The sequence below is a fragment of the Aeromonas sp. S41-2 genome, assembly GCF_027705845.1.
GTDB lineage: Bacteria > Pseudomonadota > Gammaproteobacteria > Enterobacterales > Aeromonadaceae > Aeromonas > Aeromonas hydrophila.
Window position 1 is genome coordinate 745624 of record NZ_JAPDCG010000002.1, and the last position, 26409, is coordinate 772032.

A 26409-nucleotide genomic window follows, 5' to 3' on the forward strand; every position below is an offset into this window, starting at 1 on the left:
GTGATCCCGGCGTCGTCTCCTTTATTCACCCTGGCACGCGGGAGGAGTCGGGCTCACCGGCCGGGATGACGGGCTGCCGAGCGCCCTGCGAGAGCCCCCGGCCGTGCGCCGGAAACCGCCTCTTTTTGATGTGTTGGGGCTGAGCATTTTTGTTGTCTGCGCAGGTCTGCATGGGCCAGCCTGTTACATGTTGGGATAGTTGGGGCCAGAGCCGCCTTGCGGCGGCGTCCAGACGATGTTCTGGCTCGGATCCTTGATGTCGCAGGTCTTGCAGTGGATGCAGTTGGCCGCGTTGATCTGCAGGCGGGGCAGGCTCTCTGAACCCAGGATCTCGAACACCCCGGCCGGGCAATAGCGCTGGGCGGGTTCGGCCCAGGTGGGCAGGTTGACCGCCACCGGGATAGTCTCATCCTGCAGCTTGAGGTGGCAGGGCTGATCCTCGTCGTGGCTGGTGTTGGCGAGGTAGACAGAAGAGAGCTTGTCGAAGCTGAGCCTGCCGTCCGGCTTGGGATAGTCGATGGGCTGGCAGCGGCTGGCCATACGCAGTTGGCGGTAGTCCGGCTCCTTGTCCAGCAGGGTGAACGGCGACGAGTGAGCAAACAGCCGCTGCTCCAGCCAGTTGAAGGCGCCACCGAGCCAGGGGCCCCAGCGGTGCAGGGCGGCGCCGAAATTGCGCGCTGTTTTGAGCTCATGGGCCAGCCAGCTCTGTTGCAGCGCATCGCCGTATTCGGCCAGATCCCGGCCCCCTTCATCGCCGCCGCGCAGACTCATGGCGACGGTCTTGGCCGCCAGCATGCCGGACTTCATGGCGGTGTGGATCCCCTTGATACGGGAGAAGTCGAGGGTGCCGGCATCGCAACCGATGAGCAGGCCGCCGGGAAAGTGCATGCGGGGCAGGGAGTGCCAGCCCCCCTTAGCGATGGCGCGGGCGCCGTAGCTGATGCGCTCGCCCCCCTGCAATGCCGCGGCGATGAGCGGGTGGTGCTTGAGGCGCTGAAACTCGTCAAACGGGCTGAGCCAGGGGTTGCGGTAGTTGAGGTCGACGATGAGACCGACCGCCACCTGATCCTGCTCCAGATGATAGAGATAGAAGCCGCCCTGGCTCTTGTCCTCCTTCCCCTCAGAGAGCGGCCAGCCGCTGCCGTGCAGCACTCGGCCCGGTTTGCCCTGGCCGGGGGGGAGCTGCCACAGCTCCTTGAAGCCGATGGCGTAATGCTGCGGCTGGGCGACGTTTTCCAGCTGAAAGTCGGCGATCAGCTGCTTGCCGAGATGGCCGCGCGCCCCTTCGGCAAACAGGGTGTAGCGACCGAGCAGCGCCATGCCGGGCACGTGATCCGCTTTCGGATTGCCCGCCCGATCCAGCCCGAGATCGCCGGTGATCACACCCTTGACCCGTCCCGCTTCCATGATGAGTTCGCTTGCGGTAAAACCCGGGTATATTTCGACTCCCAGCTGCTCGGCCTGCTGACCGAGCCAGCGACAGAGGTTGCCGAGGCTGATGATGCGGCTGCCCTCGTTGTGCATGCGCGGCGGCACCGCCCAGTTGGGCAGTTGCAGGGCGCGGCTGTCGCTTTGCAGCAGGTGCACCTGATCGTCGTTGACCTCGATCCCGAGCGGGGCCTGTTGCCAGCTATCTGGCAGCAGCTCCTTGAGGGCGACGGGATCCAGCAGGGCGCCGGAGAGCAGATGGGCGCCGATCTCCGCTCCCTTCTCCAGCAGGCAGACCGACAGCTCGGCATTGTGTTGTTTGAGGGCGATGGCGGCACTGAGTCCCGCCGGGCCGCCACCGACGATGACGACATCAAATTCCATTGCTTCGCGTTCCATCTTGCCTCTGTGCTCGACTTGGCCTAGGGTAGTGCTGGTAGTTTACGTAAACGTAAAGTAAATGTAAGCAAAAAAATGTGAGGGTTTTCATGGATTCACTCAACAGAAGCGAGGGATGCGCGTCATGAAGCTGCTGGTCGCGGTCAAGCGGGTGCTGGATTACAACGTCAAGGTCCGGGTCAAGAGCGATGGCTCAGACGTGGAGCTGGCCAACGTCAAGATGGGGATCAACCCGTTTTGTGAAATTGCGGTGGAAGAGGGGGTCAGGCTGCGCGAAGCAGGCGTGGCGAGCGAGCTGGTAGTGGTGACCTTCGGCCCCGAGGCAGCGGCCGAACAACTGCGTCACGCCCTGGCGCTGGGGGCGGATCGGGCGCGTCATTACGTGACTGGCGAGACCCTGACCCCGCTCACCGTGGCTCGCGCCCTGCAACAGGTGTGCGAGCTGGAGCAGCCCGATCTGGTGCTGCTCGGCAAGCAGTCCATCGATTCTGACAACAACCAGGTGGGCCAGATGCTGGCCGCCCTCAATGACTGGCCGCTCGCCACCTTCGCCTCCGCCATCAAGCTGGTAGAGGGCGAATTGCAGGTGACCCGCGAGATTGACGGCGGCCTCGAGACCCTCGGCATGCCGCTGCCAGCGGTGGTGACCGTGGATCTGCGCCTCAACGAGCCGCGTTTTGCCTCGCTCCCCAACATCATGAAGGCCAAGCGCAAGCCGCTCGAGAGCGCGCCCTTCGCCGCCCTCTGCGTCGAGCCGGCCGGTCAGACCCGGCTGCTCGGGGTGATGGCCCCCGCGGCCCGCAGCGCCGGCATCATGGTGGGCTCGGTGGACGAGCTGCTGGACAAACTCAAGCACGAAGCGAAGGTACTCTGATGCTGCCAGCAATCAACAGAACCCCGCCCGCCGGCGACAAGCTCGGGGGCGTGATGGGCGCACAGGCAGGGACATCAACGGACGATAGCAAGGGGCAGTCATGAGCGTATTGATCATTGCCGAACATCATCAGGGCCAGTTGGCCGACAACGTGGCCCGTCTGGTCACCGCGGGGAGCCAGCTGGGCGGCGAAGTGCATCTGCTGTTGCTGGGGCAGGGGCTGACCGAGGCGGGTGAGCAGGCCGCCGCCCTGCAGGGAGTGAGCCGGGTACTGCTGGCCGAGCATCCCATGTTGGCGGAGGGGCTGAGCGATGGGGTCGATCCGCTCTTGGCCCACATCGCGCGGGATTATCAGCACTGCCTGATGGCCGCCAGCACCCAGGGCAAGGATCTGCTGCCGCGGGTGGCGGCCAGGCTCGGGGTGGAGATGCTCTCCGAGGTGACCGGCATCGAGAGCGGCGACACCTTCCTGCGCCCCATCTACGCGGGCAACGCCGTGGCCCGGGTGGCGAGCAGCGCACCCATCAAGGTGCTGACCATCCGGCCCACCGCCTTCGCCAAGGCGGCGAGCGGCGGCCAGGCTCAGGTAGCGCGGTTGCCGGTGAGCGAGGTGGCCTGCCGTACCCGCCTCATCGAACGGCGCGCCGTGCGCTCCGCCAGACCCGAGCTCGCGGCAGCGCGGGTGGTGGTTTCCGGTGGGCGGGCACTGGGCTCCAAGGCGCAGTTCGCCCTGATCGAGGCGCTGGCTGACAAGCTGGGCGGGGCGGTAGGGGCGTCGCGGGCGGCAGTGGATGCGGGCTTTGTCGCCAACGATCTGCAGGTGGGCCAGACCGGCAAGGTGGTGGCCCCCGAGCTCTACATTGCGGTCGGCATTTCCGGTGCCATCCAGCATCTGGCGGGGATGAAGGAGTCGAAGGTGATCGTCGCCATCAACAAGGACAGCGAGGCTCCCATCTTCCAGGTGGCCGACTACGGGTTGGTGGGGGATCTCTTCACCTTGCTGCCGGAGCTCACTGCCAAGCTGTAATCTAGTGAAAAAGGGGACCGGGGGCATTGAGCACCGGCAAGCGCCCGTTTCTACGCATGTTCTCTGCAAGCCCTGACCCGTTCAGGGCTTTTTTCTGCCAACTGCGCTGGCGGCGGGTCGACAAAAGGTTGAGCCAGCTCCCAAAAAGCCTTTGATCCGGGGGCTGCACTTGTGTAAAACCAGACAAGTCACCGATCACACTCATCCACTCACGGAAAGCGTCATGAGCAAACAGATTTACAACTTCTGCGCCGGCCCCGCCATGTTGCCGGTCGAAGTCATGGAGCGCGCCCAGCGCGAATTTTGTAATTTCCAGGGGCTGGGAGCCTCGGTCATGGAGCTTTCCCACCGCGGCAAGCCCTACATGGCGGTCGCTGCCAAGGCCGAAGCCGATCTGCGCGAGTTGCTGGCGGTGCCGGACAACTACAAGGTGCTGTTCATGCACGGCGGCGGCCGTGGCCAGTTCTCTGCGGTGCCTATGAACCTGCTCGGCGGCGCCAACAAGAAGGCTGACTATCTGCTGACCGGTGTCTGGGCTGCGAGTGCCGTGGACGAGGCGCGCAAGTACGGCGATATCCAGACCTTTGACGGGGTGGCCAAGAGTGCCGAGGGCATCTCTCACCTGCTGCCGACTCCGGCGTTTCGCGCCGATGCGGCCTATGTGCACTACTGCCCGAACGAAACCATCGATGGCATCGAGATGTTCGACATCCCGGCTACCGGCAAGGTGCCGCTGGTGGCGGATCTCTCCTCCACCATCCTCTCCCGTCCCATCGACGTGAGCCGCTTCGGCATCATCTATGCCGGCGCCCAGAAAAACATTGGCCCCTCTGGGCTGGCCATCGCCATCGTGCGCGACGATCTGCTGAACCAGGCCCGCGCCGATGTGCCGTCGATCTTCGACTACCAGCTCACCGCCAAGAACGACTCCATGTTCAACACCCCGCCCACCTACGCCTGGTATCTGGCCGGGCTGGTGTTCGAGTGGCTGAAAGAACAAGGCGGCCTCGCCGCGATGGAAGCGCGCAACAAGGAGAAGGCCGATTTCCTCTACGGCTATCTCGATCAGTCGAGCTTCTATGGCAACCAGGTGGATGCCAGCTGTCGTTCGCGGATGAACATCCCGTTCCAGCTGAAAAATGCCGAGCTGGACAAGCTGTTCCTGGCCGAATCGGAAGCCGCCGGCCTGCTGGCGCTCAAGGGCCACCGCATCGTCGGCGGCATGCGCGCCAGCCTCTACAACGCCATGCCGCTGGAAGGGGTGAAGGCGCTGGTCAGCTTTATGGACGGCTTTGCCAAGCGCCACGGCTGAGGCGTTTTTCCCCGATTGCCGACGCCGGGGACTCCCCGGCGTCTGTTTTTTCCGTGATGCCGGACCGGTCGCCCCCGCGGCCTGCTTTTGTGCCACCCGCAGTCTTGCCGAGCAGGGCGCGGGCTGCTAACGTCCGGTCAGGTCATTTTTTTGAGATCGTACAGGAAGTCTATGAATTCGTTGCGTTTGGAACCTATTTCTCGTGTGGCCGGTGAGGTCAATCTACCCGGCTCCAAGAGCGTGTCCAACCGGGCCCTGCTGCTGGCAGCCCTGGCCCGTGGCACCACCCGGCTCACCAACCTGCTCGACAGCGATGACATTCGTCACATGCTGGCGGCGCTGACCCAGCTCGGGGTCAAGTACAAGCTCTCCGCCGACAAGACCGAGTGCACCGTGCACGGTCTGGGTCGCAGCTTCGCGGTGAAGGAGCCGGTCAATCTGTTCCTCGGCAACGCTGGCACCGCCATGCGACCGCTGTGTGCCGCCCTGTGTCTGGGCTCCGGCGAATACACCCTGGGCGGGGAACCGCGCATGGAAGAGCGTCCCATCGGTCATCTGGTGGATGCCCTGCGTGAAGCGGGCGCCCATATCCAGTACCTGAAAAAAGATGGCTATCCGCCGCTGGTGGTGGATGCCAAGGGGCTGTGGGGCGGTGATGTGCACGTCGACGGCTCAGTCTCCAGCCAGTTCCTGACGGCGTTTTTGATGGCGGCGCCGATGGCGGCGGGTGACACCCGCATCCACATCAAGGGGGAGCTGGTCTCCAAGCCCTACATCGACATCACCCTGCACATCATGAAGCAGTTCGGGGTGGTCATCGAGCACGACAACTACAAGCTGTTCTACATCAAGGGCAACCAGAGCTATGTCAGCCCGGGTGACTTCCTGGTGGAAGGGGATGCCTCCAGCGCCTCCTACTTCCTCGCGGCAGGCGCCATCAAGGGCAAGGTGCGGGTCACTGGCATCGGCAAGCACAGCATTCAGGGCGACATCCACTTCGCCGACGTGCTGGAGAAGATGGGTGCCCGCATCACCTGGGGCGATGACTTCATTGAGGCCGAGCAGGCGCCGTTGCACGGCATCGACATGGACATGAACCACATCCCCGATGCGGCCATGACCATCGCCGTGGCCGCGCTGTTTGCCGAAGGGCCCACCTCGATTCGCAACATCTACAACTGGCGGGTGAAGGAGACCGACCGCCTGCACGCCATGGCGACCGAGCTGCGCAAGCTGGGCGTCGAGGTGGAGGAGGGGCGTGACTTCATCACCGTCACCCCGCCAGCGCAGCCCAAGCATGCGGCCATCGATACCTACAACGACCACCGCATCGCCATGTGCTTCTCGCTGGTGGCGCTGTCCGATACCGCCGTCACCATCAATGATCCGGGTTGTACCTCCAAGACTTTCCCGGACTACTTCGACAAGCTGGCCAGCATCAGTCAGCGCGCGTGATGAACCCAGGCCCGCCTCGTTGCGGGCCTGTTTCTTTGGGCTGTCCCGCTCTGCTACCCCCCTCTCCTCATCCTCGCTTAGCAGCATTATCAAAACTTGCAAGGCAGGATAAGAAAATTCCTTCCTAGATAATGTAATTTTCTATTTACACCGCTGCCCGTGCGGGCTAGATTGAAGTTTCTTTATCGCAGTCATCTAGCAGGAAGCCTTGTCATGCAGCATCAAACCGACGACGTTCGTATCAGTGAAATCAAAGAGTTATTGCCCCCGGTTGCGGTGCTTGAGAAGTTTCCGGCCACCGAGACCGCATCCAGTACCGTCTTTGAATCCCGTCAGGCCATCCATCAGATCCTGGCCGGTGAAGATCAGCGCCTGCTGGTGGTGATCGGCCCCTGTTCCATTCACGACCCCGCCGCCGCGCTGGAGTACGGCAAGCGCCTCAAGGTGCTACGTGACGAACTCAAGGGCCAGCTGGAGATCGTGATGCGGGTCTACTTCGAGAAGCCGCGTACCACGGTGGGCTGGAAGGGGCTGATCAACGACCCTTACCTCGACAACAGCTGCCAGATCAACGACGGCCTGCGCATCGGTCGTAAGCTGCTGCTGGATCTCAACGACATGGGGCTGCCGACCGCCTCCGAATTCCTCGACATGATCACTCCGCAATACGTGGCGGATCTGATGAGCTGGGGCGCCATCGGTGCCCGTACCACCGAATCCCAGGTGCACCGCGAGCTGGCCTCCGGTCTCTCCTGCCCGGTGGGCTTCAAGAACGGCACCGACGGCACCATCAAGGTGGCCATCGATGCCATCGGGGCTGCCAGTGCGCCGCACCACTTCCTGTCGGTGACCAAGTACGGCCACTCCGCCATCGTCGCGACCCGGGGCAACCCGGACTGCCACATCATCCTGCGCGGCGGTCGTGAGCCGAACTACAGCGCCGCCCACGTGGATGAGGTGGTGAAGGGGCTGGACAAGGCCGGTCTGCCGCAGAAGGTGATGATCGACTTCAGCCACGCCAACAGCAGCAAGCAGTTCAAGAACCAGATGCTGGTGGCCGAGGACGTGGCCGGTCAGCTGCGTGCCGGCAGCCGGGCTGTGTTCGGCGTCATGGTGGAGAGCCATCTGGTGGAAGGGCGTCAGGATCTGGTGGAAGGGTGTGAACTCACCGTCGGTCAGAGCATCACAGATGCCTGCATCGGCTGGGCCGACACCGAAATCCTGCTGCGCAATCTGGCCGATGCGGTGGCCACTCGCAACGCAGGTTAATTTCGGCCTGGTGGCGCCGCGTGGCGCACCTGAGCTACGACACGAAACAAAAGCGCGACTCAGGGTCGCGCTTTTTTATTGGCCGCAGCAGGCGGCAGGCATGATCACCAGCGGTAGGTCTTGAGCAGCTGCTCGAGCTTGCGGCACTGCTCCACCAGCTGGACGCTGGCGAGGTTGGCGGCGTGAGCCTGGCCCAGGGTGTCGTTGGAGGTGTTGCGAATGTCGCTCACCGAGCCGTCCACTTCGCTGCAGACCCTGTCCTGCTCCTCGGCGGATTGCGCCATCTGGGCGTTGAGATCGTTGATGCTGCTGATACGGCCGATGATGTTCTGCATGGCGGCCAGGGTCGCCTCGGTCTTGTGGATGCTTTCGTCCGCCTTGGCCTTGGCATCCCCGATCACCGACACCGCGCTCTGGGCCTCGTTCTGCAGGGCGGCGATCATCTGGGAGATCTCCTCGCTGGCGGCGCGGCTGCGGTTGGAGAGGGCGCGCACCTCGTCGGCCACCACCGCAAAGCCGCGGCCCTGTTCGCCGGCCCGGGCCGCTTCGATGGCGGCGTTGAGGGCCAGCAGGTTGGTCTGATCCGCGATCCCCTTGATCACCTCCAGCACCCCGTCGACCGCCAGACAGCGGTTGTCGAGCTGCTGGATCACCCTGTCGACCCGCTCGATCTCCGCCGACATCTCGCCCATGTCGTTGATGGAGTGCTGGGCGAGGCGACTGGTGTTGGCCGCATCCTGGTTGGTGAGGGCGGAGAGCTCGGCGCTCTTGCGGGCGTGCTCGCGCACCTCGTGGGAGCTGGCGGCCAGCTCGCTCACGGCGGCGGCCACCTGTACCGTCATGCTCTCCTGCTGGCGGGCCGAGCCTTCGGTCTGGGTCGCCACCTGGCGGATCTGGTTGGACTCCTGATAGAGCTGGTGGGTGGCGCTCTCCACCTCCTGCAGGCTGTGGCGAAACCCCTGCACCATGTCGCTGACGGCGCGGGTCATCTCGCCCAGCTCATCCCGGTTGGGATTGAGCAGGGGGAGGGAGAGATCCCGCTCCTTGGCCATGCGGGTCATGGCCAGCTGCAGGTGGCGTACCGGCCGCTTGATGTAGCGCTGCAGCACCCAGCCCAGCAGGCCGAAGCCCAGCCCGAACACCGCCACCAGGCTGCCGCTCAGGATCAGGTTGTTGCGATGGATCTCGCCAAAGGTGTGGCTGAGATCGTAACTGATGCGCACCGCCCCCATGACGGTGCCTTCCGCCACCTGGTGGCAGGTGGTGCACTGGGTACCGCGGTACTCCTTGTAGGCCTTGAAGGGCTTGATCAGGGTGAGCTGGTTGCCCTGCTGCTCGAGAATGGTCTCCCCCTGGTTGATGGCGCGCTCGTCCAGCTTGTCTTCAATCTGCTGATCCGGGTGGCCGGGGCCGAACAGGCTGGTCACTGCCGGGGCGCGGATCAGACGGGCCTCGACGATGCCGGCCTCGCTCTTGAGCTTGGTCTGCACGATCTGGCGGTTGGCGATGGCTCCCGTCATCATCAGCACGTTGAGCTGATCCATGTAGGTGTTGGCGGCGCTCTCCACCTTTTCACCCGCCAGCCGGATGGCGAGATCCCGTTGCAGCCAGGCGGAGAGCTCGAAGCTGAGGGCGAAGGTGCAGCCGATGACCAGGGCGAGGGGGAGAAATATTTTCCAGTTCAGAGACAGATTTTGCATCGTTGGCAGGTCCATGCGCAGGTGAGCGATCGTCAATGGTTGATGACTCTCCCCGCGCTCGCTCATCAGAACGGGGGAGATGGTTCTCTATCGGCACACCCTACCTCATCTTGAGTAAATTATCTGTTAACTGGATCGGTGTTGGAGGTTAATGGTGCGTAGCAAACGAGAGCTGTTCGTCGTTGAGTTGATCCAGCACAAACCTGGCCATTATTGATAGTGGTTATCATTTGCATTATTCACTTGATAACCTTGCCTGCCATGACACCACAGCTGACCCCGACCATGATCGGTCTTGCCACCCCGGATCCCCTCAAGTTCGCCTTTGGCGCCAAGACCTCGGCCCACGCCAGTCGCGGCGGCATGCGCCCGCTCACCCTCGACCATGCCGACTGGCAAGCCTGGTGGCGCCGCGAGAGCGAGGCGGATGAGCGAGCGCTCTATATCCACATCCCGTTTTGCCGCAAGCGCTGCAGCTTCTGCAATTTCTTTGAAAATGGCGCCAACCCGGCCCGCATCACCCGCTATGTCAATGCGCTCTGCCGCGCGCTTGCCCAGGCCGCCGAGACACCGTTTGTCCAGAGCCGCCCCTTCTCGGCCGTCTATGTGGGGGGCGGCACGCCGACGGACATGAGCGCCGACGAACTGGCGATGCTGGCCGCCGCCATCCGTCGTTTTCCGTTGACTTCGGATGCGGAGGTGACCCTGGAGGGGCGCCTCAACGGTTTTGACGATGCCAAGTGGCACAGTGCGCTGGCGGGCGGTTTCAACCGCTTCTCGTTCGGGGTGCAAAGCTTTGATACCGAGGTGCGCCAGGAGGCGGCCCGCTTCGACGACCGGGAGACCCTGCTGACCCGGCTGGGGGAGCTGACCCGTCACAACGACGCGGTGATCGTGGCCGATCTCATCTTCGGCCTGCCGGGCCAGGATGATGCCGTGTGGCGTCAGGATATCGCGGATGTGATGGCGAGCGGAGTGCACGGGGTGGATCTCTATCAGCTCATCTCCATGGCCGGCACCAATCTGGCCCGTGCCGAGGCGAGGGGCAAGCTCGGCTGGGCCGCCGACGGTCAGCAGCGCGCTGTCATGTATGCCTATGGCGCCCAGACGCTGGAGCAGGGGGGCTGGCAGCGGCTCTCCTGCAGCCACTGGCGGCGCGGCGAGGCCGAACAGAGCCGCTATAACCAGATGGCCAAACGCGGCGCCGAGATCCTCCCCTTCGGGGCCGGGGCGGGCGGCAACGTGCATGGGCACGGCCTCATGTATGGCCGGGATCTGGCGCTCTGGCACGAGGCGCTGGCGGCGGATGAGCGGGCCCCCGGCATGGTGATGGGGCGCAATCCCAATGGCCGCCTCGATGGCCTGCTGCGCGGCGCGCTCGACAGCGGCTGGCTGGCGCTGGCCCGCTTGCCGACGCCGCTGCGGGCACATCTGCAACCCTTGTTCGAGGCCTGGCAGCAGCACGGGCTGGCAACGCTGAGCGAGGCGCGGCTTGAGCTCACCCTGGCGGGGCGCTTCTGGAACGTCAATCTGCAGGCCGGGTTGTTTGAATACTTGCAGCTCAATCCGCTGGCGGGGTCGGGTACGCCACCTGCCGATCCGGCGCAGGCGGTGCGCCATTCGCTGGTGTGAGTGCGCTGGCCGAGAGGGCCGGGCAACGAGGAGATGATAAACAAGGGGGGCACTTGATGTGCCCCCCTTGTTCGTTATGGCTGGTGGACCTCTTCCACCCGCACCCGCAGTTGCCCCTCTGCAAGCTGGGTGACCAGCGTCTGGCCGGCATCGACCTGGGCGGCGCGGCTGATCACCTCACCGCTGGGAGTGCGGGTGATGGAGTAGCCGCGTCCCAGGGTGGCGAGCGGGCTCACCCCGTCGAGGCGGGCGCTGAGCATGGCGAGGCGGTGGTCGGCCAGATCCCGGCGTTTGGCGATGAGGGCATGGAGGCGCTCCTCGGCCAGCTGGTGGCGACGCTTGCCGGCGGCCAGCAAGCGCTCCGGGCTCTTGCCTTGCAGGCGCAGCTCCAGATTGGCGAGGCGCCGCTCCCCCTGATGCAATCTGTGATTCATCAGCTGCTGCAAACGGGCGGAGAGCTCGTCGAGGCGCTGGGATTGCTGTTCCAGCCGCCGCTTCGGATCCTGATGATCGAGCCGCTTTTGCAGCAGGATGAAATCGTGGCGGGCGGCGGTCTGCTGGCGGTTCATCGCCTGCAGCAGTTGCTGCTTGAGATGGGCGAGGCGCTGGGCGCGGGCGCTCTGATCCGGCGCCACCAGCTCGGCGGCTGCCGACGGGGTCGGGGCGCGCAAGTCGGCGGCAAAGTCGCTGATGGTGACATCCACCTCGTGGCCCACCGCGCTCACCACCGGGATGGCGGAGTGGGCGATGGCGCGCGCCACCGCCTCTTCGTTGAAGCACCAGAGATCTTCGAGCGAGCCGCCGCCGCGCCCGACGATCAGCACATCCACCTCGGCGCGGCGGTTGGCCAGGGCAATGGCAGAGACGATCTGGCCGATGGCGGCGCTGCCCTGCACCTGGGTCGGGTAGATAAACACCGGCAGATCCGGTGCGCGGCGCTTGAGCACCGTCAGCATATCGTGCAGGGCAGCGCCGGTGGCGGAGGTGATGAGGCCCACCGCGCGCGGTTCGCGCGGCAACGGCCGCTTGCGCCCCTCGTCGAACAGCCCCTCGGCGCCGAGGCGGCGCTTGAGCTCCTCAAAGCGCAGCGCCAGCACGCCGTCGCCCGCCGGCTGCATCGATTCGATGATCAGCTGGTAGTCGCCGCGCGGCTCATAGAGCGAGACCCGCGCCTGCACCAGCACCTGCATGCCGTCCTGCGGGCGAAACGCGACCCGCCGGTTGTTGCCCTTGAACATGGCGCAGCGCACCTGGGCCGACATGTCCTTGAGCGAGAAGTACCAGTGGCCGGAGCTTGGCATTGCCAGGTTGGAGAGCTCGCCGGTCAGCCACACCAGCCCCAGATCCTGCTCCAGGATCATGCGCACGGCGCTGTTGAGGCGGGTGACGGTAAAGACCTGCTGTTGTCTGCTTTGACTCGGTTCGTTGCGGTAGTTCAAGGCTGGTCCTGCACTGTGTGCCCCGCCTTGGGGCGGGGGCATAAAACAATGGCGCCATCTTAACGCAGTTCGGGGCGAACGCCGAGCGGCGCTGGCCCTGTCGGGTTCAGCGTGCGTCCGGATCCTGAGGCTGCGCCCGGGCCTGAACGGCCGGGGGGCTGGCCTGGCTGGTCACCAGCCAGACCGAGAGGCAGACGACCAGGCCTCCCAGCACGAAGCCCTGGCTCAAGGTCTCGCCCAGCACCAGCGCGCCCCACAAGATGCCGAAGGGGGGAATGAGGAAGGTGACGGTGAGGCTGCGCAGCGGGCCGATATCGGCGATCAGTCGAAAATAGAGCAGGTAGGCGAGGGCGGTGCAGACCACGCCGACCGCCAGCACGCTGGCCCAGGCGGTGGGCACGGCCCAGTCGACCGCGGGGCCGGCCGCCAGCTGGTAAGCGAAAAAGGGCAGCAGGAACAGGCTGGCACCCAGCTGGCTGCCAAAGGCCACCAGCTTGGCATCGAGTCCGCCGCGATGGGTGATCCAGCTGCGGGTGAGAAAACCGGCGAGGCCGTAGCAGGCGGTGGCAAACAGGCAGGCCAGCACCCCGGGCAGCAGATGCCCACCGGCACTCACCTCGCCGGTGGTGGTGATGAGGCTGATCCCGATCACCCCCAATACCACCCCCAGCCACTTGCGCCTATCAAGGCGCTCGTTGAAGCAGGAAAAGCCGATGAGGGCCCCCATCAGCGGCGTGGTGGCGTTGAGGATGGCCGAGTAGCCGGCCGGCAGCCAGAGGGCGGCGATGGCGTACATCAGAAACGGGATGGCGGAGTTGATGACGCCGAGCAGCATGGCGGACTTGAGCTTGCCCTGAAACCCCATGGGGGCGCGCAGCAGCAGGAGCATGACGGCAAGCCCGATGAGGGCGAACAGGACCCGCAGGAAGGTGGTGTTGACGGCGCCAAACGCCGGGGCGGCGATGCGCATGAACAGGAAGCTGGCGCCCCAGATGGCGGCCAGCAGAAGCAGGCGCCCATAATCGGCAGGTTTCATGGTGTCGTCCTTGAGGTGATGGTGGCCAATATTGGCGCTGCATCGGCATGATGCCGACAAGGTGCCTGTGCTGGCAACTGCCTGGATGGCAGCAGGGCATCCATGCCCTGGCGTACCGGTGCGTGGGTGACGGGAGCGTTACGGCTCCGGCTGGCTCACGAAGGCAATCTTGTGCAGGCCGTGTTGGGAGGCCTGGGCCATCACCCTGGCGATGATGCCGTACTCCACCTTGCGATCGATGCGCAGCTGGATCTCGGGCAGCTCCCCCTCGGCCTGGCCGGCGCTCTCCATCTTGGCGAGCAGGGCTGCCTCGTCGACCTCTTGATCGTTCCAGTAGATCTTGCCGGCGCCATCGATGGCGAGGTTGATGTCCTGCTTGTCTGGCTGGTTGAGCTGGCTGCTGGCCTCGGGCAGCTCCAGCTTGACCGCGTTGGTGAGCAGGGGGGCGGTGATCATGAACACGATGAGCAGCACCAGCATGACGTCGATCATCGGGATCATGTTGATCTCGGAGAGGGGTTGATCGTCCCCCTCGTCCGACAGTTTGCCAAATGCCATCAGCCGCGCCCCTGTCTGGTTTCCCGCTCGACCAGCGGGGTGACGTTGTTGGTGGCGACCTGCTCGAAGCCGGTCACCAGCAGGGTGAACAGGTCGTGGCCAAACTCCTCCAGCGCCGCGAGCCTGAGACGATTGCGCCGCACGAAGAAGTTGTAGATGAGCACGGCCGGCAGGGCGACCGCGAGGCCGAAGCCGGTCATGATCAGCGCCTCGCCCACGGGGCCGGCAACCTTGTCCAGACTGCTCTGACCGGCGGCGCCGATAGCCAGCAGGGCGTGGTAGATACCCCAGACGGTGCCGAACAGCCCGATGAAGGGGGCTGCCGAACCCACCGAGGCGAGGAAGGCCAGCCCCTGCTCCAGCCGCACCCGCTCCTGGGTGATGGCACGGCGCATGGCGCGCAGCAGATATTCATCCGGCGAGCCCAGCTTGCAGCTGACTGCACGCTCCTCGGCCCGGTTCAGCTGGGCCACGGCCGCCAGCGCGGCGCCGGTCAGCCGGCCATAGGCCTCCTGCGGCGGCAGGTGGGCCAGCTGGCGCTCCATCTCCTGCACGCTGTCATGCTGCCAGAAATCGGTGATGAAGCGGGCGTTGAGGCGTTGTTCCCGCTGTGCGAGGTAGCCCTTGAGCAGGGCGTAGTAGCAGGTGCCAAGGGACATCAATACCAGCAGGATGAAGGGGATCAGCCCCACACCGCTGTTCTGGCTGAGCAGGTGGGCGATGCCCATGCCGTTGCTTGCGATTTCAGGATCCATGTTCAAGCCCTTAATTTGAAAATGATGGTGACTTTTGCCGAGGCCTCGACGGCCACGTTGTTCTGTTTGGCAGGAATGAATTTCCAGCGGCTGACGGTCTTGCGGGCCGTCATGTCCAGCCGCCGATAGCCGCTGCTCTTGTCCACCTCCACCGAGGCGGCGGTGCCCTCGGCCGTCACCCGTACATTGAGGATGACCCGCCCCTCTTCTCCCCGTCGTCTCGACTCATAGGGATATTGGGGCTCGGGGTTGTTGAGCCGGGCATCGCGGGCGATGGGAGCGCTGTTGCCAGCGCCGCCACCAGCCTTGTGGGCAGGACTCTGACTGGCACTTCCGCCGCTCGCCTGTGTGGCCGTTGTCGTCGTCGCAGGGGCGGGCGCAGTGACCGGCGGTTGCGGACTGCTCACCGGCATGACCTTGGCGGGCTGCACCGGCGGGGGACTGTGTTTAAGCGGTTTGACCACCGGTTTGACGCTTTTCTTGACTGGCTTGAGCGGCGGTTTTTTGGGTGTCGGCAATGGCTTGGCTTTTTGCTGCACTTTTTGTACTTGCTGCGCTGTGGGAGCAGGGGCCGCCTTAGCTGGCGCATCATTGGTTGCGGCCTCGCCAACCCAGCGGGCCGACAGGGTCAGCGGCAAGGGCGGGGTGATGGGCGCAGGCTGGTGCGTATAGAGCCACCAGAGGGCGGCAAGGTGCAGGGCGATCGCGATGGCAAGGCAAACGAGACGGGCGGCGTCGGGATCGTTGGCGGGCAGTGTTGGTCTCGGGCTGCAGGAGTCCATCACTTGTCTCCCTTCCAGGTCTTCATATTCATACTCAAACGGCTAGTGTGAAGGCGCCAGAACAGGCGTCAGGCCGCTAGCATGCCTGATAATAAGAATCACAAACAACAACCATTATCAATCGTATTTTAATCGTGGCGAAGCTGGCTCGCAGGCAATAAGAAGCCGGGTCGGGTAGCGGAGTTCCCGACTGGCAACGGGTTGAGCGGTGTGCGTTCGCACCGGTCTTGCCCCCTGTTGGCTGGCGGCGTCACAACTCCAGCAATACCCCGAGCTCCACCACCCGGTTGGCGGGAATATGAAAGAAGTCGGTCGCCTTGAGGGAGTTGCGGTTCATCCAGACGAACAGGCCCTCTCGCCAGCGCGCCATGCCGGGCAGATCGGTGCTGACCAGGTTCTCGTGGGAGAGGAAGAAAGAGGTCTTGGCCATGGTGACCTTCAGATCCTCCTGGGCGCAGGCCTGGAAGATCTCCTCCATGGAGGGCACCTCCTTGTAGCCAAAGTGGGCGACCACCTGCCAGAACCCCTCGCCAAGGTGGGTGAGCTCGATGCGCTCCTTGAAGGAGAGCCAGGGTTCGTCCTTGATCTGAACGGTCAGGAAAATGACCCGTTCGTGCAGGATCTTGTTGTGTTTGAGGTTGTGCAGCATGGTGTGGGGCACCACCTGCACCGATTTGGAGAGAAACACGGCGGTGCCGGGGACCTGCAGCGGCGGGTGTGCCTGCATGTTGTCGACAAACCCCTTCAGCGCCAGTGACTTGTGCTCCAGCTTGTCGAGCACCAGCTCCCGTCCGCGCTTCCAGGTGGTCATCACTATGATGGCCAGCAGCGCGAACAGGATGGGGAGCCAGCCACCGGCCAGAAACTTGGTGGTATTGGCGGCAAAGAAGGTGACATCGACCAGCAGCAGCGGTGCGCATATCAGTGCAATCAGCCAGCGCGACCACTTCCAGCGGCGGGCGGCCACCACCATCAACAGCAGGGTGGTCAGTGCCATGGTACCGGTCACCGCGATGCCGTAGGCGGCGGCCAGGTTGCTTGAACTCTGGAACCAGAGGATGACGATGACGATGCCCCCCAGCAGCAGCCAGTTCACCAGCGGCAGGTAGATCTGGCCTATCTCGTGCTCCGAGGTGTGGCGGATCTCCTGGCGCGGCAGGTAGCCGAGCAAAATGGCCTGGCGCACCACCGAGTAAGTGCCCGAGATCACCGCCTGGGAGGCGATGACGGTGGCCAGGGTGGCGAGGATCAGCAGGGGAAAGGCCAGCCAGGAGGGGGCGAGCAGATAGAAGGGATTCTCGATGGCGGCGGGATTGCGCAGCAGCAGGGCTCCCTGGCCGAAGTAGTTGAGCAGCAGGGCGGGCATCACCAGGGAGCCCCAGGCCAGCTGGATGGCGCCACGGCCAAAGTGGCCCATGTCGGCGTAGAGCGCCTCCGTCCCGGTGACACAGAGCACGACGGCCCCCAGGGTGATAAAGGCGATACCCGGTCGGTTGATCATGAAGTCGAGGGCGTAGAGCGGGTTGACGGCCTGCAGGATGGCGGGGTTTTGCGCGATCTCATAGGCCCCGAGCGCCGCCAGCACCCCGAACCAGATCAGCATGATGGGGCCGAACAGGCGACCGATGCCGGCGGTGCCGTAATGCTGGGCCCCGAACAGGATCACCAGCACGGTGAGGGTGATGGGCAGCACGAACGGCGCCAGCTCCGGGGTGATCACCTGCAGCCCTTCGACCGCCGAGAGCACCGAGATGGCGGGGGTGATCACCGCATCCCCGATGAACAGCCCTACGCCGATCAGACCGAGCAGCATGAGCAGGGCGCGCGGCTTGGCGGGGAGGCGGCGGGAAGCCAGCGAGGCGAGGGTGAGGATCCCCCCTTCTCCCTTGTCGTCGGCCCGGAGCACCAGCAGCACATATTTGAATGAGACCACGATCATGATGGTCCAGAAGAAGAGGGAGACGATGGAGAGGATCCCCTCCGGGGTGGGCTGCAGACCCAGGTGTCCGGCGAAGCTCTCCTTGAGGGCATAGAGCGGGCTGGTGCCGAGATCGCCATAGACGACCCCCAGTGCTGCCAGGGTAATGGCCATGCGCCCTTGCTGGTGTCCGTGGCTCATCATGAAATTCCATTTCAATTCAGACTGTTAATCATGATACGCAGGCACAGGCACAAAGGAAACCCGCGCCACGAAAAGGCCCCTGCGTTGGGCGTGCCGGTTTGGGTGAAACAGCCCGGATGTTGCCCCGCTGGATTTAGTGTTTGAGGGGGACGGCAAGCACGCATGAGCTTGTTGTCGAGTGCGATCGACCAGGGTCAAACAGTCTGCAACGGGTGAGGGGAAGCGGAGCTGTGTGAAAAAATGAAACGGGAACTTTTTTGCATAAAACCGCAATGAGACAACTCTTTTGTCCCCAAAAGGCTGTTTTGCGACTGAAAATGTTGGTTTTTTAGCGGCTTGGCGGCTGAAAAGGCCAAAACGCCATAAAAAATTCAAAAAACTTCTTTACCAGTGACCAATGCGTGAGTAAACTTCGTCGGCAATATTTTACACCCCCACTTCCTCAACGGTGAGATATTGCCATGCTCAGGATTGCCAAAGAAGCGTTAACCTTCGACGATGTACTGTTGGTTCCCGCCCACTCCGAAGTTCTTCCCAATACTGCCGATCTGCGTACCAAGCTGACCTCTGCCATCAGCCTGAACATCCCCATGATCTCCGCTGCCATGGACACAGTGACCGAAGCCCGTCTGGCTATCGCACTGGCCCAGGAAGGCGGTATCGGCTTTATCCACAAGAACATGTCCATCGAGCAGCAGGCTGCCGAAGTGCGCAAGGTCAAGAAGTACGAGAGCGGCGTGGTCACTGACCCCGTCACCGTACGCCCCGACATGACCATCGCCCAGATCAAGGAGCTGAGCCACAAGAACGGTTTCGCCGGTTATCCGGTGGTGACCGAGGGCAATCAGCTGGTGGGCATCATCACCGGTCGTGATGTGCGCTTCGTGATCGATCTCTCCCAGACTGTCGAACAGATCATGACCCAGAAGGATCGTCTGGTCACCGTGCGTGAAGGCGCCCCCCGCGAAGAGGTGGTTGGCCTGATGCAGAAGCACCGTATCGAGAAGGTGCTGGTGGTCAACGCCGACTTCAAACTCAAGGGCATGATCACCGTCAAAGACTTCCAGAAAGCCGAGCGCAAGCCGAACGCCTGTAAAGACGACAAGGGTCGTCTGCGGGTGGGTGCTGCCGTTGGTGCCGGTGCCGGCAACGAAGAGCGCGTCGCCGCCCTGGTGGAAGCCGGTGTGGACGTGCTGCTGATCGACTCCTCCCACGGCCACTCCCAGGGCGTGCTGGATCGCATCAAGGCGACCCGCGAAGCCTATCCTGATCTGCAGATCATCGGTGGCAACGTCGCCACCGCCGCCGGTGCCAAGGCACTGGCCGCTGCCGGCGTCAACGCCGTCAAGGTGGGTATCGGCCCGGGCTCCATCTGTACTACCCGTATCGTGACCGGCGTGGGCGTGCCCCAGATCACCGCCATCTCCGACGCCGTCGACGCGCTGGAAGGCACCGGCATCCCGGTGATTGCCGATGGCGGCATCCGCTTCTCCGGTGACGTGGCCAAGGCCATCGCCGCTGGCGCAAGCTGCGTTATGGTGGGCTCCATGTTCGCCGGTACCGAGGAGGCGCCGGGCGAGATCGAGCTCTATCAGGGTCGCTCCTTCAAATCCTACCGTGGCATGGGTTCTCTGGGTGCCATGTCCAAGGGCTCCAGCGACCGCTACTTCCAGACCGACAACGCTGCTGACAAGCTGGTGCCGGAAGGGATCGAAGGCCGCGTGCCGTACAAGGGCCGCCTCAAAGAGATCATCCACCAGCAGATGGGCGGCCTGCGCTCCTCCATGGGGTTGACCGGCAGCGCCACCATCGACGACATGCGCACCAAGGCCGAATTCGTGCGCATCTCGGGCGCCGGGATGAAAGAGTCCCACGTTCACGACGTGACCATTACCAAAGAAGCCCCCAACTATCGGATGGGCTGATAAAACGGGGCTGCGGCCCCGTTTCTCCACCGCTTTTTTATCCCGTGCTTTTTGTGACAACAGCAGCCTGATGCAGGAATAAAATGACTAAAGACATTCACCAGCACCGTATCCTTATCCTCGACTTCGGTTCCCAGTACACCCAGCTGATCGCCCGCCGCGTGCGCGAAATCGGCGTCTACTGCGAACTGTGGGCCTGGGATGTGACCGAAGAGCAGATCCGCGAATTCAATCCGAGCGGCATCATCCTCTCCGGCGGCCCCGAGTCCGTCACCGAAGCGGGCAGCCCGCGCGCCCCCGAGTACGTGTTCAACGCAGGCGTGCCGGTGTTCGGCATCTGCTACGGCATGCAGACCATGGCCGAGCAGCTGGGTGGCAAGGTGCAATCCTCCACCGAGCGTGAATTCGGTTACGCCAAGGTGGAAGTGCTGGGCAACTCTGGCAAGACCAGTGCCCTCTTGCGCAACATCGAAGATGCCATCGCCGACAACGGCAATGCGCTGCTGGATGTGTGGATGAGCCACGGCGACAAGGTCACCACCATCCCGGCCGACTTCACCACCATCGCCCAGACCCCGACCTGCCCGCACGCGGCCATGGCGTGTGAGGCCAAGCGTTTCTACGGCGTGCAGTTCCACCCGGAAGTGACCCACACCCGTCAGGGTGCCCGCATGCTGGAGCACTTCGTCAAAGACATCTGCGGTTGCGAATGCCTGTGGACCCCGGCCACCATCATCGACGACGCTGTTGCCCGCATCCGTGAGCAGGTGGGGGACGACGAGGTGATCCTGGGCCTCTCCGGCGGTGTCGACTCCTCCGTGGTTGCCATGCTGGTGCACCGTGCCATCGGCGATCGCCTGACCTGCGTCTTCGTCGACAACGGTCTGCTGCGCCTGAACGAAGGCCAGCAGGTGATGGAGATGTTTGGTGATCACTTTGGTCTGAACATCGTCAAGGTCGATGCCGAAGAGCGCTTCCTCTCCGCCCTGGCGGGTGAAGCTGAACCGGAAGCCAAGCGCAAGATCATCGGCCGCGTCTTCGTCGAAGTGTTTGACGACGAAGCGAAAAAGCTGAAAAACGCCCGCTGGCTGGCGCAAGGCACCATCTACCCGGACGTCATCGAATCCGCTGCCAGCAAGACCGGCAAGGCTCACGTCATCAAGTCTCACCACAACGTCGGCGGCCTGCCGGAAGAGATGAAGATGGGTCTGGTGGAGCCGCTGCGCGAGCTGTTCAAAGACGAGGTGCGCCGCGTTGGCCTCGAGCTGGGTCTGCCCTACGACATGCTCTACCGTCACCCGTTCCCGGGCCCGGGTCTAGGCGTGCGGGTGCTTGGCGAAGTGAAGAAAGAGTACTGCGACCTGCTGCGCAAGGCCGATGCGGTCTTTATCGAAGAGCTTCGCAAAGCCGACCTCTACAACCAGGTCAGCCAGGCCTTCGCCGTGTTCCTGCCGGTGCGCTCCGTTGGCGTCATGGGCGATGGTCGCAAATATGACTGGGTCATTGCGCTGCGTGCCGTCGAGACCATCGACTTCATGACCGCCCACTGGGCCCACCTGCCGTACGACTTCCTCGGTCACGTGTCGAACCGCATCATCAACGAGATCAACGGCATCTCCCGCGTGGTGTACGACGTCTCCGGCAAGCCGCCCGCAACCATCGAATGGGAGTGATCCGGCGTCTGGCACTGGCTGGCATCTAGTAGCACTAAAACACACCTAAGCCCGCGTCACTGCGGGCTTTTTTGTGATTTCGTTCAGCACCGCCTGGCAACATTTGGCATCGCCAAGCACCGTTTTTTCATGGCATGATGGATGGCATTGAATGCTTCTATGCCATGAGAAGTCGCCAATACCATGCAACCACCTTGCGGATGTTCATGGTATCGAATTTGTGTAAGACGATGATTTAATTGTTGTTTTACGCCAGGATGGGCCGGTTTTCTGATCATGGTATTTGAGCTGAATCAGGGCGAGAACCATGTTGACCGATACCAAGCTGCGCAACCTCAAGCCGAAGGACAAGCTCTACAAGGTGAATGACCGTGACGGCCTCTATGTAGCCGTCACGGCCGCCGGAGCGATCTCGTTCCGCTACAACTACTCGATCCACGGTAGGCAGGAGACCATCACCTTCGGCCGCTACGGTGTCGGCGGCATCACCTTGGCGGAAGCCCGCGAGCGGTTGGGCGAGGCCAAGAAGATGGTCGCGGCCGGGAAGTCACCGGCCAAGGAAAAGGCGCGGGACAAGGCCCGCGTCAAGGACGCGGAGACGTTCGGGGCCTGGGCGGAAAAGTGGCTGCGCGGCTACCAGATGGCCGACTCCACCCGCGACATGCGCCGCTCGGTCTACGAGCGCGAGCTGAAGCCGAAGTTCGGCAATCAGAAGCTGGTGGAGATCACCCACGAAGACTTGCGCGCGCTGACCGATGCCATCGTCGAGCGCGGCGCGCCGGCGACAGCCGTGCATGTCCGCGAGGTGGTGCTCCAGGTCTTTCGCTGGGCCATCGAGCGCGGCCAGAAGGTCGAGAACCCGGCCGAGCTGGTGCGCCCGACGACCATTGCCAAGTTCGAGCCGCGCGACCGTGCGCTGACGCCCGACGAGATCGGCCTGATGTACCAGTACATGGAGCGCATCGGCACAGCGCCATCCATTCGGGCGGCGGCCAAGCTGCTGCTGTTGACGATGGTGCGCAAGAGCGAGCTGACTAACGCGACATGGAGCGAGATCAATTTCAGCGACGCGCTTTGGACGATCCCGAAGGAGCGGATGAAGCGGCGCAATCCGCACCTGGTGTTCCTGTCCCGGCAGGCGCTGGACATCTTCATTGCCCTGAAAACCTTCGCAGGGGGATCGGACTACGTGCTTCCGTCGCGGTATGACTCGGATTTACCCATGAGCAGCGCCACGCTCAACCAGGTGCTGACGCTGACGTATCGGCTGGCGCAGAAGGAGGGGCGGTCGCTCGCCAAGTTCGGGCCACATGACTTGCGGCGCACGGCCAGCACGTTGTTGCATGAAGCCGGCTACAACACGGACTGGATCGAGAAGTGCCTGGCACACGAGCAGAGAGGCGTCAGGGCCGTCTACAACAAGGCCGAGTACCGCGAGCAGCGCACGGCGATGTTGCAGGACTGGGCGGACATGATCGACGAATGGACGCTGAGACGGCCGAAGGTGTAAACCAGACGAAGGCAGGTTAGGCAGCGCCGCCTGAGCATCGAGGCATGGCCTCGGGTTTCATTGACACTTGAGGGGCGCAGCGTTTTAGCCGCTAAAAGGGGCAGCAGAGCCGCCGGCCACGGCAGACGGAGTGAAGCCAGGGCGCATGGCCTGAGTGCCCGACGACTTCCGCGCCTCTATCCATTCCTCGACCTCGGCCAAGTCCCAGGCGACGTTTCGGCTGGTGAGTGCGATCCGGCGCGGAAACTCCCCGCGCTGCTCCATGTTGAAGATCGTGCGCTCAGACAGCGGGATCATCGCCAGTAGCTTCTTCCGATTGATGAGCGTCTTGCTTGTCGTTGCCTGCATCCCCTGGCCTCTTTCAGTCACTTGCGAACATGTGCCTGATGGTGCCTGGCAATGCGGATTGTTTCGTCCTATTAGTTGGTCAATTAGGTTGACGCCGTGAGCGCGGCTTTGTACTCAAGCGGAACATTGCGGGGATCGCCGCCAGCGCCTTCGATACCGCTTGGCGCTCGATGCCGAGCTTTCGCGCAATCTCCGACTGATTGAGTCCAGACCACTGGAGCATCAGCATCTGCTTTTTGCGATCCGATAGCTTCGAGTCCACCATCAGCCGTGCTTGATTGCGCAGCTCTGCCTTGTCCGCCGGCTGTAAGGTTTGGCCCGCGACATAGTGGAAGAAGTAGCTGTCAACCAGTTGATCGCCCGATTTCACTTGGGCAGTGGCCGGCTTCGCGCATTGCTGGTTGAGTCTCGCCAGTTCGAGGTCGAATTGCGCGAGGGATCGCCTTGCTTGTCTGTAGACAGGGTTCCATGCGCCGCTCGGCAATTTAGGCCGGTGATCCAGGCAATACAGGCTGCTTAGTCGAAGCTTTTCCTCTGGATCGTCCGCCTTCGGATCATCGCTCCCGCCGGCGAATGAGGTCAGCTCGGCGAGTGATCCGCAGAACCGGCAGAACCCCTGGAGGCGTTCGCCATTCAGTCGGGTGTCGCGCACCTTCGACTTCACCGGCCGTTTGCAGGCGCAGTCCCATACAAGCCCAATCAACGATTCGAGTGTCGCAACAAACCGCCGATCTCTTGGCGTCTGCCTATCCTCCGTTTTGATGAACTGGCGCAGCAACTGCCGCTGCATGCGAACCATCGCATCAAGTCCAACCAGTCGAATGATCCCGCTGAGGCCCACCCCTGTCCCTGCTCCGGGGATATGGCCCAAGTAGCGTTGTGGCAGCGTCGCCGTGTACGCAGCCACGGCGGGGTCAATGAGTTCCTGTATCAGCCCAACGATGGGGTAGCGCCGCGAGGAGGCGGAATACGGCCGCCAGCGATCCTCAAACTGCTCGATGGCTTCCGAGACAGTGGGATCGCAGCCTTCCCAGATGACAATGGTTGGATCGTTCTTCATGTCAACCATTTTGGACAACTAATAAGATGTAGGCAACCCCCAATAGCGCCTAACCTTCGTTGCAATTCAGTTGATAACGGAGGTTTACGCAATGACGATAGAAGACACGCTGCTGCAACGCTTTGGCCCGCTGCTGAGCATGGCGCAGCTCGCCTCTGTCCTGGATCGATCGCCTGATGGATTGCGGATCAGCCTGCGCGCGACGAACGAGTGGACGCAGCGGATCAACAAGGCTCGGTTGAAGATCGGCCGGCGGGTCTACTTCCGAACCTCGCAGATCGCCGAGGCATTGAGCGACGAGTCCCTGTACGGAACGGGGAACTGAGTCATGGCGATTGATGTACTGGCGGCGTTCGAGCATGAACCGCCGGTGCTGGACTTCATATGGCCGGGCTTCCTCGCGGGAACCGTCGGCGCGCTCGTCGCCCCAGGGGCCACTGGCAAGAGCTTCTGGGCGCTGGAAGCGGCCATGAGCATCGCATGCAGCGTGGCCGGCGGCGACCTCGTGGGACTTGCTCCCGCGCACACCGGGCGCGTGGTCTATCTGGCCGGGGAAGACCCACCGCCCGCGCTTGTGCGGCGCATTCATGCCATCGGCCAGCACCTCGGGCACGCGGCTCGTCAAGCCATCGCGGAGAACCTCGCGCTTGAGCCGATCATGGGCAAGCGCCTGGACATCATGAAAAAGGCCCACTTGCGCCGCGTTATTGAGGACGGTGCCGGGGCGCGGCTGATCGTGCTGGACACCCTGAGCCGCATTCACACTCTCGATGAGAACAGCAACGGCAACATGGCCCACCTCGTGGCCGTACTGGAGCACGTTGCTGCCACCACGGGTGCATCCGTGCTCTACCTGCACCACGTCAGCAAGGGCAGCGCCCGCGAAGGGCAGACCGACCAGCAGCAGGCCGCGCGTGGCGCGTCCGCGCTGATCGACAACGCCAGGTGGTGCGGTTACGTCGCCCGCATGACCGAGGACGAGGCGAAGCGCCTCAGCGACCGCGCCCATGACCGGCAGCCCATCGGCGATGAGCGGCGCGGCTACTTCGTGCGTTTCGGCGTCAGCAAGCAGAACTACGACGCCACGCCGCTTGATCGCTGGTACATGCGGCACGCCGGCGGCGTGCTGGTGCCGGTGGAGCTGTATGAGGCCAGCAGGAATGAGGAAAGACGTGATGGTCGGAGGCGAGGCGATGGCTTTTGACCTCACCCATGCCAGGCACGATCCAATGCACTGCTTGGTCCCCGGCTTGTTCCGCAGTCTCAAGCGCGGCGAACGGAAGAGGCTCAAGCTCGATGTGACGTATCACTACGCCGAAAATGAACAAGCGCGGTTCGTCGGCTTCGAGCCTCTTGGTGCTGATGACATGCGGCTGCTGCAAGGTCTTGTGGCTCTTGGAGGACCGAAGGGCATCATCCTGACGCCAGAGCCAACAGCGGACTTGCCGAAGCAACTCCGTCTATTCCTTGAGCCGAAGTTCGACGCGGTAGGGCAGGATGCGCTGGTCGTGAGAGAGAGTATGACCAGCCTGCTAGGCGAAATCGGCTTGACCGATGGCGGCGACAATATCAGGGCGATCAAGGCGAGCTTGCTGCGCATGGCAAACGTGACGGTGGTAGTCAGCAAGGGAAGCAGGCAAAGGTCTTTTCACCTGATGAGCTACGCCTTCAATGAGGAGGACGGGCGGTTGTTCGTCGCGCTGAATCCCCAGATTGCGGAGGCGATTCTTGGGAGGCGCCCGTATACCCGCATCGAGATGGCCGAGGTGCGGGCGCTACAAACCGACCCGGCCCGCCTGATTCACCAACGGCTATGCGGCTGGATCGATCCCGGCAAAGCCGGGCGCGTGGAACTCGATACCCTTTCTGGCTACGTCTGGCCGGACGAGGCGAACGCCGAGGCCATGAAGAAGCGCCGCCAGAAGGCCCGCAAGGCTCTGGCCGAGCTTGCCACCGTGGGCTGGAAGGTCAGCGAGTATGCGGCAGGGAAGTGGGAAATTGGCAGGCCGAAGCCCGTAGTAACGTTCCCCAAACTCCGTAGCAATGTTCCCCTTCACCCGTAGCAACGTTCCCCGTCTCAAACCGGAAAACACAGCAACGGCGCG

General features: G+C 63.3%; 22 protein-coding genes. 12 read left to right on the top strand and 10 right to left on the bottom strand.

The annotated features are described in order from the left end of the window. Positions 1-183: 183 nt before the first annotated feature. A complete protein-coding gene (locus tag OKC44_RS07825) occupies positions 184-1827 on the bottom strand; it encodes an electron transfer flavoprotein-ubiquinone oxidoreductase (RefSeq protein ID WP_270812066.1) in 1644 nt (547 codons plus the stop codon). 124 nt (positions 1828-1951) lie between these two features. On the opposite strand from OKC44_RS07825, the gene OKC44_RS07830 reads away from it, so the two are divergent. The 5 genes from OKC44_RS07830 (at position 1952) to aroG (ending at position 7764) form a co-directional block, all read left to right on the top strand. Next, positions 1952-2701, top strand: coding sequence for an electron transfer flavoprotein subunit beta/FixA family protein (locus tag OKC44_RS07830; RefSeq protein WP_270812068.1), 750 nt, complete (start codon positions 1952-1954; stop codon positions 2699-2701). A gap of 100 nt (positions 2702-2801) precedes the next feature. Beyond that, the gene (locus OKC44_RS07835) at positions 2802-3728 is read left to right on the top strand and encodes an electron transfer flavoprotein subunit alpha/FixB family protein (protein WP_201904758.1); all 927 of its coding nucleotides are present in this window, start codon (positions 2802-2804) and stop codon (positions 3726-3728) included. 223 nt (positions 3729-3951) lie between these two features. Further along, positions 3952-5040: a 3-phosphoserine/phosphohydroxythreonine transaminase gene (gene serC / locus OKC44_RS07840; protein WP_011705848.1), complete on the top strand. Its 1089-nt coding sequence runs from the start codon at positions 3952-3954 to the stop codon at positions 5038-5040. A gap of 171 nt (positions 5041-5211) precedes the next feature. Continuing rightward, positions 5212-6495 carry a 3-phosphoshikimate 1-carboxyvinyltransferase gene (gene aroA, locus OKC44_RS07845; RefSeq protein WP_270812075.1) on the top strand — a complete coding sequence of 428 codons (1284 nt, stop codon included), beginning with the start codon at positions 5212-5214 and terminating at the stop codon, positions 6493-6495. Between the two features lie 213 nt (positions 6496-6708). Continuing rightward, the gene (aroG, locus tag OKC44_RS07850; protein WP_011705850.1) at positions 6709-7764 is read left to right on the top strand and encodes a 3-deoxy-7-phosphoheptulonate synthase AroG; all 1056 of its coding nucleotides are present in this window, start codon (positions 6709-6711) and stop codon (positions 7762-7764) included. 104 nt (positions 7765-7868) lie between these two features. On the opposite strand, the gene OKC44_RS07855 is transcribed toward aroG, so the two are convergent. After that, entirely contained in the window at positions 7869-9464 is a 1596-nt protein-coding gene (locus OKC44_RS07855; protein WP_162518506.1) for a methyl-accepting chemotaxis protein, read from the bottom strand. Positions 9465-9725: 261 nt separating this feature from the next. Here OKC44_RS07855 and hutW point away from each other — a divergent pair, with 261 nt between their 5' ends. Beyond that, the gene (gene hutW / locus OKC44_RS07860; RefSeq protein WP_270812077.1) at positions 9726-11096 is read left to right on the top strand and encodes a heme anaerobic degradation radical SAM methyltransferase ChuW/HutW; all 1371 of its coding nucleotides are present in this window, start codon (positions 9726-9728) and stop codon (positions 11094-11096) included. 74 nt (positions 11097-11170) lie between these two features. Here the strand turns inward: hutW and xseA are convergent, their stop codons facing one another. The 6 genes from xseA to OKC44_RS07890 all read right to left on the bottom strand — a co-directional run bounded on the left by xseA (position 11171) and on the right by OKC44_RS07890 (position 17785). Continuing rightward, a complete protein-coding gene (gene xseA / locus OKC44_RS07865; protein ID WP_257702512.1) occupies positions 11171-12535 on the bottom strand; it encodes an exodeoxyribonuclease VII large subunit in 1365 nt (454 codons plus the stop codon). Between the two features lie 106 nt (positions 12536-12641). Then, positions 12642-13571, bottom strand: a complete 930-nt coding sequence (locus tag OKC44_RS07870) for a DMT family transporter (RefSeq protein ID WP_139389553.1) — start codon at positions 13569-13571, stop codon at positions 12642-12644. Positions 13572-13709: 138 nt separating this feature from the next. After that, the gene (locus tag OKC44_RS07875; RefSeq protein WP_011705855.1) at positions 13710-14129 is read right to left on the bottom strand and encodes an ExbD/TolR family protein; all 420 of its coding nucleotides are present in this window, start codon (positions 14127-14129) and stop codon (positions 13710-13712) included. Further along, positions 14129-14884 (bottom strand): MotA/TolQ/ExbB proton channel family protein, encoded by a 756-nt coding sequence (locus OKC44_RS07880; RefSeq protein ID WP_270812082.1) that lies wholly within the window; start codon positions 14882-14884, stop codon positions 14129-14131. Before OKC44_RS07880 ends, OKC44_RS07875 begins: the two co-directional genes overlap by 1 nt. 2 nt (positions 14885-14886) lie before the next feature. Continuing rightward, complete coding sequence (locus OKC44_RS07885; RefSeq protein ID WP_270812085.1) at positions 14887-15666, bottom strand: energy transducer TonB; 780 nt, start codon at positions 15664-15666, stop codon at positions 14887-14889. Between the two features lie 250 nt (positions 15667-15916). Beyond that, complete coding sequence (locus OKC44_RS07890) at positions 15917-17785, bottom strand: potassium transporter Kup (protein ID WP_270812153.1); 1869 nt, start codon at positions 17783-17785, stop codon at positions 15917-15919. Positions 17786-18249: 464 nt separating this feature from the next. Between OKC44_RS07890 and guaB the strand changes: the two genes are divergently transcribed. From guaB to OKC44_RS07905, 3 genes are all read left to right on the top strand, one after another. After that, the gene (gene guaB, locus OKC44_RS07895) at positions 18250-19713 is read left to right on the top strand and encodes an IMP dehydrogenase (protein WP_011705859.1); all 1464 of its coding nucleotides are present in this window, start codon (positions 18250-18252) and stop codon (positions 19711-19713) included. An 83-nt stretch (positions 19714-19796) separates the two neighbouring features. Continuing rightward, positions 19797-21386 (top strand): glutamine-hydrolyzing GMP synthase, encoded by a 1590-nt coding sequence (gene guaA, locus OKC44_RS07900; protein WP_270812087.1) that lies wholly within the window; start codon positions 19797-19799, stop codon positions 21384-21386. A 307-nt stretch (positions 21387-21693) separates the two neighbouring features. After that, positions 21694-22896 carry a tyrosine-type recombinase/integrase gene (locus OKC44_RS07905; protein ID WP_022579757.1) on the top strand — a complete coding sequence of 401 codons (1203 nt, stop codon included), beginning with the start codon at positions 21694-21696 and terminating at the stop codon, positions 22894-22896. 84 nt (positions 22897-22980) lie between these two features. Here OKC44_RS07905 and OKC44_RS07910 read toward each other — a convergent pair whose 3' ends face one another. Beyond that, positions 22981-23244, bottom strand: a complete 264-nt coding sequence (locus OKC44_RS07910; protein WP_022579756.1) for a helix-turn-helix transcriptional regulator — start codon at positions 23242-23244, stop codon at positions 22981-22983. Positions 23245-23323: 79 nt separating this feature from the next. Beyond that, positions 23324-24304: a hypothetical protein gene (locus tag OKC44_RS07915; RefSeq protein WP_022579755.1), complete on the bottom strand. Its 981-nt coding sequence runs from the start codon at positions 24302-24304 to the stop codon at positions 23324-23326. 91 nt (positions 24305-24395) lie between these two features. Between OKC44_RS07915 and OKC44_RS07920 the strand changes: the two genes are divergently transcribed. Genes OKC44_RS07920 through repC form a run of 3 tightly spaced genes read left to right on the top strand, consistent with a single transcriptional unit; the run spans position 24396 to position 26367 of the window. Then, a complete protein-coding gene (locus OKC44_RS07920) occupies positions 24396-24629 on the top strand; it encodes a hypothetical protein (protein ID WP_022579754.1) in 234 nt (77 codons plus the stop codon). A 3-nt stretch (positions 24630-24632) separates the two neighbouring features. Continuing rightward, on the top strand, positions 24633-25508 hold the full coding sequence (locus OKC44_RS07925; protein ID WP_022579753.1) for a helicase RepA family protein: 876 nt from the start codon (positions 24633-24635) through the stop codon (positions 25506-25508). Then, positions 25480-26367 (top strand): replication protein C, IncQ-type, encoded by an 888-nt coding sequence (repC, locus tag OKC44_RS07930; RefSeq protein WP_022579752.1) that lies wholly within the window; start codon positions 25480-25482, stop codon positions 26365-26367. The genes OKC44_RS07925 and repC overlap by 29 nt, the downstream gene beginning before the upstream one ends. Positions 26368-26409 lie beyond the last annotated feature (42 nt).